General features: G+C 57.5%; 9 protein-coding genes. 3 read left to right on the top strand and 6 right to left on the bottom strand.

The window, feature by feature from the left end:
• Positions 1-306: 306 nt before the first annotated feature.
• From ettA to RX395_RS06590, 3 genes are all read right to left on the bottom strand, one after another.
• Positions 307-1,986: an energy-dependent translational throttle protein EttA gene (ettA, locus tag RX395_RS06600; protein ID WP_316366388.1), complete on the bottom strand. Its 1,680-nt coding sequence runs from the start codon at positions 1,984-1,986 to the stop codon at positions 307-309.
• Positions 1,987-2,170: 184 nt separating this feature from the next.
• Complete coding sequence (locus tag RX395_RS06595) at positions 2,171-2,875, bottom strand: SdpI family protein (RefSeq protein WP_316366387.1); 705 nt, start codon at positions 2,873-2,875, stop codon at positions 2,171-2,173.
• Positions 2,868-3,146 carry an autorepressor SdpR family transcription factor gene (locus tag RX395_RS06590; RefSeq protein WP_147333359.1) on the bottom strand — a complete coding sequence of 93 codons (279 nt, stop codon included), beginning with the start codon at positions 3,144-3,146 and terminating at the stop codon, positions 2,868-2,870. The genes RX395_RS06595 and RX395_RS06590 overlap by 8 nt, the downstream gene beginning before the upstream one ends.
• A 179-nt stretch (positions 3,147-3,325) precedes the next feature.
• Here RX395_RS06590 and RX395_RS06585 point away from each other — a divergent pair, with 179 nt between their 5' ends.
• The gene (locus tag RX395_RS06585; RefSeq protein ID WP_316366384.1) at positions 3,326-4,123 is read left to right on the top strand and encodes a tRNA threonylcarbamoyladenosine dehydratase; all 798 of its coding nucleotides are present in this window, start codon (positions 3,326-3,328) and stop codon (positions 4,121-4,123) included.
• A 14-nt stretch (positions 4,124-4,137) separates the two neighbouring features.
• On the top strand, positions 4,138-4,920 hold the full coding sequence (locus RX395_RS06580) for a TatD family hydrolase (protein WP_316366382.1): 783 nt from the start codon (positions 4,138-4,140) through the stop codon (positions 4,918-4,920).
• Between the two features lie 278 nt (positions 4,921-5,198).
• Here the strand turns inward: RX395_RS06580 and RX395_RS06575 are convergent, their stop codons facing one another.
• From RX395_RS06575 to RX395_RS06565, 3 genes are all read right to left on the bottom strand, one after another.
• Positions 5,199-6,062: a PfkB family carbohydrate kinase gene (locus tag RX395_RS06575; protein WP_316366380.1), complete on the bottom strand. Its 864-nt coding sequence runs from the start codon at positions 6,060-6,062 to the stop codon at positions 5,199-5,201.
• Between the two features lie 60 nt (positions 6,063-6,122).
• The gene (locus RX395_RS06570; protein WP_316366379.1) at positions 6,123-6,782 is read right to left on the bottom strand and encodes an HAD family hydrolase; all 660 of its coding nucleotides are present in this window, start codon (positions 6,780-6,782) and stop codon (positions 6,123-6,125) included.
• A 63-nt stretch (positions 6,783-6,845) separates the two neighbouring features.
• A complete protein-coding gene (locus RX395_RS06565; RefSeq protein ID WP_040358373.1) occupies positions 6,846-7,688 on the bottom strand; it encodes a Cof-type HAD-IIB family hydrolase in 843 nt (280 codons plus the stop codon).
• Positions 7,689-8,177: 489 nt separating this feature from the next.
• Here RX395_RS06565 and RX395_RS06560 point away from each other — a divergent pair, with 489 nt between their 5' ends.
• Entirely contained in the window at positions 8,178-9,068 is an 891-nt protein-coding gene (locus tag RX395_RS06560) for a hypothetical protein (RefSeq protein ID WP_316366376.1), read from the top strand.
• Positions 9,069-9,114: the final 46 nt, after the last annotated feature.

Below are 9,114 nucleotides of genomic sequence, written 5' to 3'. Positions count from 1 at the left end.
CGGAGGGATTGTCGCCAAACAAAGATCCGGGTGGGCGCTCGGGCAAATTCTCTGTTTGGCTGGGAAGAGCATAGCATTCGGGGGCCTTGCGGTCCCCGAATCATCACCTGTTATCTAAACTGTTAGAATTAGCATTCATCGATGTTTCGTGACCAACAGCGAGCGGGCCGCAAGTGCCCCAGGTTGCCGTGAAAGAGGAGCGACGCGTACTTCGGTACGCGAGCGACGGTTTGAACGGCAAGATGGGGTGCTTGCGGCCCGCGCAGCGTCGAGTAGTTACGCGGTTTGGTAAAACCGCGTAACAAATTAGTCACGCGTCAGCTTGCGGTGAATACGATGCGGCTGGGCTGCGTCCTCGCCCAGGCGCTCGATACGATTGGCCTGATAGGCCTCAAAGTTGCCCTCAAACCAATACCAGTTGCCCGGGTTCTCGTCGGTGCCTTCCCACGCCAGGATGTGCGTGGCGACGCGGTCCAGAAACATACGGTCGTGACTAATGACCACCGAGCAGCCCGGGAACTCGAGCAGCGCCGCCTCGAGTGAGGACAGCGTCTCGACGTCGAGATCGTTCGTGGGCTCGTCGAGGAGCAGCAGGTTGCCGCCCTGCTTGAGCGTGAGCGCCAGGTTCAGACGATTGCGCTCACCACCGGAGAGTACGCCGGCGCGCTTCTGCTGGTCCTGGCCCTTAAAGCCAAAGCTCGCCACGTACGCGCGGCTGGGGACCTCGGTCTCGCCGACCATCATGTGGTCCAGGCCATCCGAGACGACCTCCCACAGGTTCTTGTCGGGATCGATGCCAGAACGGTTCTGATCGACATAGGAAATCTTGACGGTCTCGCCCACCTCGAGCTCGCCCGAAGTCAGCGGCTCCAGGCCCACGATGGTCTTGAAGAGCGTAGTCTTGCCCACACCGTTGGGGCCGATGACGCCCACGATGCCGTTACGCGGCAGGGTGAAAGAAAGGTCGTCGATGAGCACGCGACCATCGAATTCCTTGTGCAGGTGATGGGCCTCGAGCACCTTGTTACCCAAACGCGGTCCAACGGGAATGCGGATATCGGTCCAGTCGAGCTTCTGGCTTGCGCGGGCCTCGGCCTCCATCTCCTCATAGCGAGCCAGACGGGCCTTGTTCTTGGCCTGACGGGCCTTAGGGCTGGAGCGTACCCACTCGAGCTCGGCCTCCATGCGCTTGGCGAGTTTGGCGTCGCGGTTGCCCTGTGCCTCGATACGCGCGGCCTTGGTCTCCAGATACGTGGAGTAGTTGCCCTTGTAGGGATAGAGGTGGCCGCGGTCGACCTCGCAGATCCACTCGGCAACGTTGTCCAGGAAGTAGCGATCATGCGTGACAGCCAGAACGGCGCCCTGGTAGTTGTGCAGGAAGTGCTCGAGCCACAGGATCGACTCAGCGTCCAGGTGGTTCGTGGGCTCGTCGAGCAGCAGCAGGTCGGGAGCCTCGAGCAGCAGCTTGCACAGGGCCACGCGACGGCGCTCGCCGCCGGAAAGCACGTTGACCGGCATGTCGGAATCGGGCAGCTGCAGGGCGTCCATGGCCTGGCCGAGCTTGGAATCGATATCCCAGCCGTCGACGGCGTCAATCTCGTCCTGGAGCTTGCCCATCTCGGCCATGAGGGCGTCCATGTCGCAATCCGGGTCGCACATCTCCTCGCCGATCTTGTTGAAGCGATCGACCTTGGCGATCATGTCGCCAAATGCCATGCGCACGTTCTCGATGACGGTCTTGTCGTCGTCGAGCGGCGGCTCCTGCTGCAGGATGCCCACGGTGTAGCCGGGGGTAAGCCTAGCATCGCCGTTGGAGACCTCCTCGATGCCGGCCATGATCTTGAGCAGGGTCGACTTGCCCATACCGTTGGGGCCCACGACGCCGATCTTGGCACCGGGGTAGAAGCTCAGGGTCACGTCGTCAAGGATTACCTTGTCGCCATGGGCCTTGCGAGCCTGATACATCTGGTAGATAAACTCCGCCATTTGCCTGTTTTATCCTTTCTACCTGCTGTTTCCCTATTTTTGTTTCGCTTTAATGGAAACAAAATGAGGGAACCAGCTCTGAAACGTAACGAAAAAGGGGCATGGTTGCCCACACCCCCTAATACTACCTGGGAAAAGTCCCCCGGAACATACTATGAACTGCGTACGCTAGTTTTCCGCAACCTTAACGAGCGGCTCGCTGCGATTTGCGCCACAACAGATACGAGTAGAGGTAGACGGCTCCAACCGAACCAAACGCCAGAACCGCAATCACCGCGGCGACGACTTCACTCGAAAGCACGCTGCCTGCCACGCCCATCGCAATCAGGCCAACACCCAGCACCATAAAGCAGGCGCCGCCAAAACGCTGCGTACGGCGCCAGTTTTCGGGATCGGCAAGCGCCCAAGGTGTCTTGATACCGAGCGTATAGTTCTGCTTCACACGCGGCAAGTAGTTGCCTACGCCGATGAACAGCAAACCGACAACACCGGAAATCAGCACGTTGACCGAACCGACCGCCGGCACCACGCCCCAGACCGTAAGCTCTCCCAGCCAGCTTATGGCGCACATGAACAAGGTGAAGGCGATTACGAAGCCCTGATAGAACTTGCCCGAGGTTCGATATGCCTCACCTTTGGGGTCGATGCGCGGCACCACGCAGAACATTGCGAGAAGCGCCAGAGGCAGCACGCCGAGCGCGGAGGCCATCCAGCTAGGACCCCAACCGTCGACGGCGCCGTTCGCGCCCCAGTGCGTGGGAATCTGCGCAGGCAAGCTCGGCATCACCATGAGGTGCGCTACGACATTGGCGACGCACAGAGCGACCAGCGCAATCCACACGCGCGACGATACCCCCGTGGGGTGAATGCCCTTGTTTTCGTTATTCATCCTTATCACCTTCCGTGTTTGTAAAGCCCATAAACCAACCGATCAAGTCCTGCATGACGGTGGTGTTTAAGCTGTAAACGATGTTTTGGCCATGGCGCTCGTCGATCACCAACCCGGCGTTTTTGAGCGTCGCCAAGTGATGGCTCAGCGACGGCTTACTGATATCGAAATGCTCGGCAAGCTCCCCCGCCGTGCAATTGCCCTCGCGCAGCAACTCCAAAATGCGCCGTCGCGTTGGATCGGCAAGCGCCTTAAAACCCTCTCCCGGCATAAGACCTCCTCTCATCATCTCTCATGACGTGCACACTATACTCAATATTTAGATGTTTGTCTAACTATCTAATCGCAATGCTTCAAACCACATCAAAGCAAACGCCATCGCAACCTATGGGCGATTACCTATAATGGCGATAGCTAAAACACGACCTGCTTCCCCATCGGAGGATATTTATGACCGAAACCGCTGCCGCAGCCGCCATCGAGACACGCGACACCAAGCTCGAGATTATCATGGGCCGCGAGGCACTCGATAGGCTCGCCGATGCTACGGTGCTAGTGCTCGGCTGCGGAGGCGTGGGCTCCAACTGCTGCGAGGCACTCGCCCGCGGCGGCATCGGACATTTCGTCATTCTGGATAAGGACATCATCGCGCCCAGCAATATCAATCGCCAGGCCATCGCCTTTCACAGCACCGTCGGCAAGCGCAAGGTTGACGTGATGGAGGCCATGATCCACGATATCAATCCTGCCGCCACCGTCATCAAGCGAACTGAATACCTGTTGAGCGATAACATCGACGAGTTCTTTGCGAGCGTTTTGGAGCAGACGGACGGCAAGCTCGACTACGTCGTCGACGCCATCGACACCATCTCGGCCAAGCTCACCATTGCCAAATATGCTCAGGACCACGACATCCGTTTGGTTAGCTCCATGGGCGGGGCCAACAAGCTCCATCCCGAGTGTCTCCGCTTTGCCGACATTTTCGATACGGTACGTGACCCCATGAGCCGCATCATGCGCAAAGAATGCAAGAAGCGCGGAATCAAGAGCCTGCATGTACTGTTTAGCTGCGAGGAATCGGTTAAGACACAGCCCCGCGACCCTTCCAACATCCACGAGCGTACCGAACTGGGAACCGCCAGCTTTATGCCGCCCATCATGGGTCAGATGATTGCCGGCGAGGTTATCCGCCAGATCAGCGGGCGCGGCACCGAGCGCGTACGCGCCGATGGCCAGCGCTTGGACTAGCGGAGCGCGCCGAGATGGAGCCCCGGTTAATTGATGCACACTGCCATCTTGATTTGATGACTTACCCGAATGCTGTTGCCGACGAAACTGCTGCTAAAGGGCTGGTGGTCTTTGATTGCGGGGTCGACCCACGCGACTTCACGGCAGCAAAAAAGCGGGCCAGCCGCTACCCAAACATTATCGCGGGCGTCGGCCTCCACCCCTGGTGGATCGCCGATGGCCACTGTGGTTTTGCCGAAGTCAATCTGCTTTGCGAAGTTGCTGCCCAAGAGCGCTACATCGGCGAAGTCGGACTCGACTTTTCCGCGCGCTTTGCTGGAAGTAAGCCGCTACAAATACAGGCACTTAACCGGCTCTGCGATGCGCTCGTGCAGCATCCTCTTGCTGGGCGCGTGATATCAATTCACGCCGTCCGTTCGGCAGGAGCCGTACTGGACGTCCTCGAATCGCATGGACTACTCATCCCAAACCCCGACTCCCCCGCTATCATCTTCCACTGGTTTAGCGGTACTTCGGACGAACTCGTCCGCGCGCGTAATGCGGGCTGTTATTTTTCCGTCAACGAACGCATGCTCGCGTCCAAACGAGGACGCGAATACGCACGACAGATTCCACTCGACCGTTTACTGCTCGAGACCGATGCGCCGGCCGAGCCAAACACAGAAACAAGCGCGCAGTCGCTCATCAGATCGCTCACAAGGACCTCAGAACGCATTGCCTCACTCAAAAACTGCGACGCAGAGTGCATCGAGTCAGCAGTTTTAGCAAATGCGCGCTCTGTTTTTGACCTTCGCTAGCCCCGGTGGGCAAAAAATGCCAAATATGAGTACTGCCAGCGAAATAGATACATTACTTCGAGCTTTCCGACCACCAGAATAATCTACGATTGTCCATTAACTAACACTTTCACAGTCACTCATCCTGCATTTTCGCAATCTTAAACCCCTCCAAACGCTCAAATCACGTCTGAAGGGGTCGATTTTGCTGCGACTAAATTAGTCACAGTACTCATATTTGGCTTTTTTGACCACCGAGTCACGGGAAGGCACCAATACAGCTCCCCGGGACTGCTCACCTATTCGAAAATCGGCGCTCCGTGGCCCCAAGAGCCCTCCATACCGCACACGGTCGAGGCAAAACCCGCTGCAAAATCGAGCGCACACTCAATGGCCACAGGTCTGTCCTCGCCACGCTTGACAGAATCGAGATAGCACATCAAGAACGAAGTCAGGAACGAGTCGCCCGCACCCATGGTGTCCTTCATATCCGTTACCGGTTTAGCCAGTTGGCGGTAGTAACGCTCGCCGTCATAGGCAATGCAGCCCTCAGCGCCAGCCGTTGCCGATACGAAACGCGGACCTAGACCCCTCACCCATGCCAGACGCTCGCGAATCTCATCCTCGCTCGCGGCGTCTGCCGCGCTAAAGAATGCGAAGTCAACGTAGGGAGCAATCTGCTCGTAGTACTCGTCGGTCGAATCGTCCGAGAAGTCAAACGAAACCGTGATGCCCGCAGCGTTCAACTTGGGAAGTTCACGCTCGGTAAAGCAATAGTTGCCCGAGTGGACTACGTCGAACTGCTTCATGTACGCAAGGTCAAAGCGATCGAGCACATAGCGCGCATCACCACGGATGCCACCCTCATTGGAGCCAAGGAAAACACGGTCGCCGTTAACGACGGTCACGCGCGCAGCACCATTCTCACCGATGAGCTGCTTGCATTTGGCTAGTTCAACGTTCTCATCCTCAAGACTCGCAATCACGTGCTCGGCAGCAGCGTCATTACCAAAGATGCCCATATACGCGGAGCGCGCGGCTCCGCATTTCTTGGCATACACGGCAAAGTTCACCGCATTGCCACCCGGATACATTGTGTTGATATGCTCGTAGCGGTCGACGACGTTGTCGCCAAACCCAAGAGCGTTAACGTTGAATGTCATAGCGCCGTCCCTTTCTCGTCCTAACGAGATCGCCGTAATGGCCGCCGTGCCGCCCTGGCCCTACACAAGCTTCAGCAAATCGGGCAGCTGGTCGATAATCTTGTCCGCGGCATCCTGGCTAAAGCCAAAGCGTTCCTCGCGCTTGGCAATGACTGTCAGGCCGGCTCGCTTGCCGGCAGTGATGCCAGGCACCGAATCCTCAACGCAGCAGCAGCGATTCGCGGGCAGTTCCAGCAGGTCCAGCGCATGCAGGTAGATGTCGGGCTCGGGCTTGCTCTCCTTAAACTGCTCGCCGCTCACCACATACTCAAAGGCATCCGACAGCCCGCACGCATTGAGCACTTCATTGATGCTAACCATGGGAGACGAGCTGGCAAGCGCCACGCGAACGCCACGGCGCGGCAGCTCTCGAATCGTATCCACGGCGCCTGGGTTAATCAAAGCCTGATAGTCGCGCGGACGCTTATGCGCCCACTCGTCCCAACGGGCCAACGCTTCCTCGCCAGTGAAATGCCCCTTACCGGCGCGCTCAAACCAATCGACCAGCATATGCAGGAAGAACTGATGCGAAGTACCGACCTGCCCGTTCAATTCCTCTTGAGTCAGGTTCAACCCAAGCTCCTTGGCAAAAGCTGCGGTCTCGCCCAGGTAGTAATACTCGGTATCGACAATCACGCCGTCCATGTCAAAGATAACGGCGTCGAACGGAAATGCGGACACGGCACCCTCCCTAACAAAAGGGCGCCTGTAAGCAGGCGCCCGAACCATGCATTATCGGCGATTCTAACCCAGCAGCTTATCCAGCGCCACCGCAATACCGTCTTCGTTGTTATTGGCGGTCACCATCTGGGCTACAGCCTTAACCTCATCGACGGCATTGCCCATGGCAACACCAGTGCCGGCCCACTCAATCATGGACTTGTCGTTCTGGCCGTCGCCAAACGATACGACCTCGCTGGCATCGATGCCGAGCTTGGGCAGGGCGCCCTCGAGCGCACGAGCCTTGTCGATGCCGGGCGCCGTGTACTCAAAGTACCAGTCAGCCGTAAACATGCCCGAAAGCGTCTGCTTAAAGGGCGCATACATCTCCTCGTAATGCGCCTGCAGGTATGCCGGGTCGCCTGCCGTCAGCAGCTTGTCTACGGGATAAGTGTCCACGACCTCATGCAAGCTCTCGACCTCGCGGATCTTAAGGTCGCAGGCATCGCGCTCGTATTTGACGATGTTTTTCTGCGAGCCATCCGGCAGCGTAATCATGCAGTGATACGAGTCCTCGACATGCAAGTCGCGACCGAGCGAGATCATGGGAATCACATCATAGTTTTGCAGATGATCAATCAGACGGTGCAGCTCGTCGGCAGGCATAGCCTGATCGAACAGCACTTCGTCGGTCTGAGCGTCGACCACATGCGCGCCATTGAAAGCGACTAGCAGACCGTCATGGTTTTGAAGGTCGAGCTCCTGCGCCAAGGCGTGCAGCCCCCATGCGGGACGGCCCGAAGCCAAGATGAGCTTAATGCCCGACTCCTGCGCCGCGAGCAGCTTCTCGCGCGTACGCGGGCTAATCACTTTCTGGTCGTTGGTGAGCGTACCGTCGATATCCATTGCGATGGCTTTAATTGCCATATGTGCCTCCTTGCATCGTTTTTATCGCGCACTATCTTATCCGAGCCGGGGCACGTTCGCACAGCGCGCGTATGGCGGTTGCAAAACCACCCCATTTGAAACAAAGGCAAAAAAGTACTTGCAAAGACGCGTTCCGACATATAAGTTGAAAAAAGACCGCCGTTGCGGTTTTAAGTAGATCGAGCATATGAAGTTTGAGTTTTAGCGTGTAAGAGAAAGAAGATCGGCAAAGTACAACCCCAAACGCAATGACAACTTAATGAGGTAACTGCCACATGTGAGGCACCCAGGGCATTGCTGTCTCGATTTTGAGCACGATGTCTTCCGCCTTGCATGGGCCGTTCCATCCCGCCCCTGCAGCAACTGCCTCACGGGCTCATTGAAAACCGCATAGCACCCCAACGTCAGCACATCACCCACGGCAAGCACACCACTCACGACAACCAACACATCAACAAACAGCACGAACATCAACCGATTGGAGAAGCTATGACAAACCACCACGCTGAAGACGGCGATAAGAAAAGCATTCTGGATGCCCGCATTGAGCGAGCATATGCAAACGAATATGACGCCGCCTTTGCCGCCGCGACCATCAAGAACTACGCGTCGCTACCGCTCGCGACGATCTTGACCGACCACCCTCAACTGCTGAAGCGCTGCACAAAGATCATGGGCGACCCCGACATTCGCAAGCTGACAGACCCCTATGCCCCAAAACGCGACAACGATTCGTACGTTCTTACCGTAGGCTGCCTAGCCCATATGCTTACGGCGCTCGACACGAAACTCAAGCTCGAATGGGAACCCGACGAGCGTCATGAACTCGAAAGCAAGCGGAACGCCCTGCGCACCGCACTGTTCCTTCCGTTGGACGGCCTCAAGCGCTGCAACGTCGAGCTCAATACACAGGCGCGGCAAAAGCCCGGGACCACGGGGCAGAAAACTCCAAGACCCCATGCGGCCATCGTCGACCGCAACCGATATAACCGCATGACCGCGCACTTTTCCGCCGAGGGAGCAGCCATAAGGACGCTGATCGACCTGCTGTGCCTCTTGAGCATCAACGAGCTATTTGAGGGCTATCTCGCCCTTGTTCCCGCGACGGCACCCAAGTCGGTAGCAAAGATCATCGAGACCTGCAGACGCCAGTTTGAGCGTCATCGCAATGGCAGCGAGATGAACGCCAGCATCGCGCAGTACTACGCGGCTCATTACAAAAATGACGGATGTGCCCTTGTCGAGCATCAGCTGCGGCTCGCCTACACCACACCCGCCGCAACGCTCTATCGCTTTGGAGCCCTTGGCACTTGCGAGCCGCACGAACAGGCAGCCTGCCCCACAACCGAGCTCGATCTCAGGCTCGGACGAACCCTGTAGCCCGCCAGCCCCTCCGCGGGCAACAATCCTATTCCACAACACAACC

The sequence above is a fragment of the Collinsella aerofaciens genome (genome assembly GCF_032584215.1).
GTDB lineage: Bacteria > Actinomycetota > Coriobacteriia > Coriobacteriales > Coriobacteriaceae > Collinsella.
This window is presented reverse-complemented; position numbering and strand designations above follow the sequence as displayed.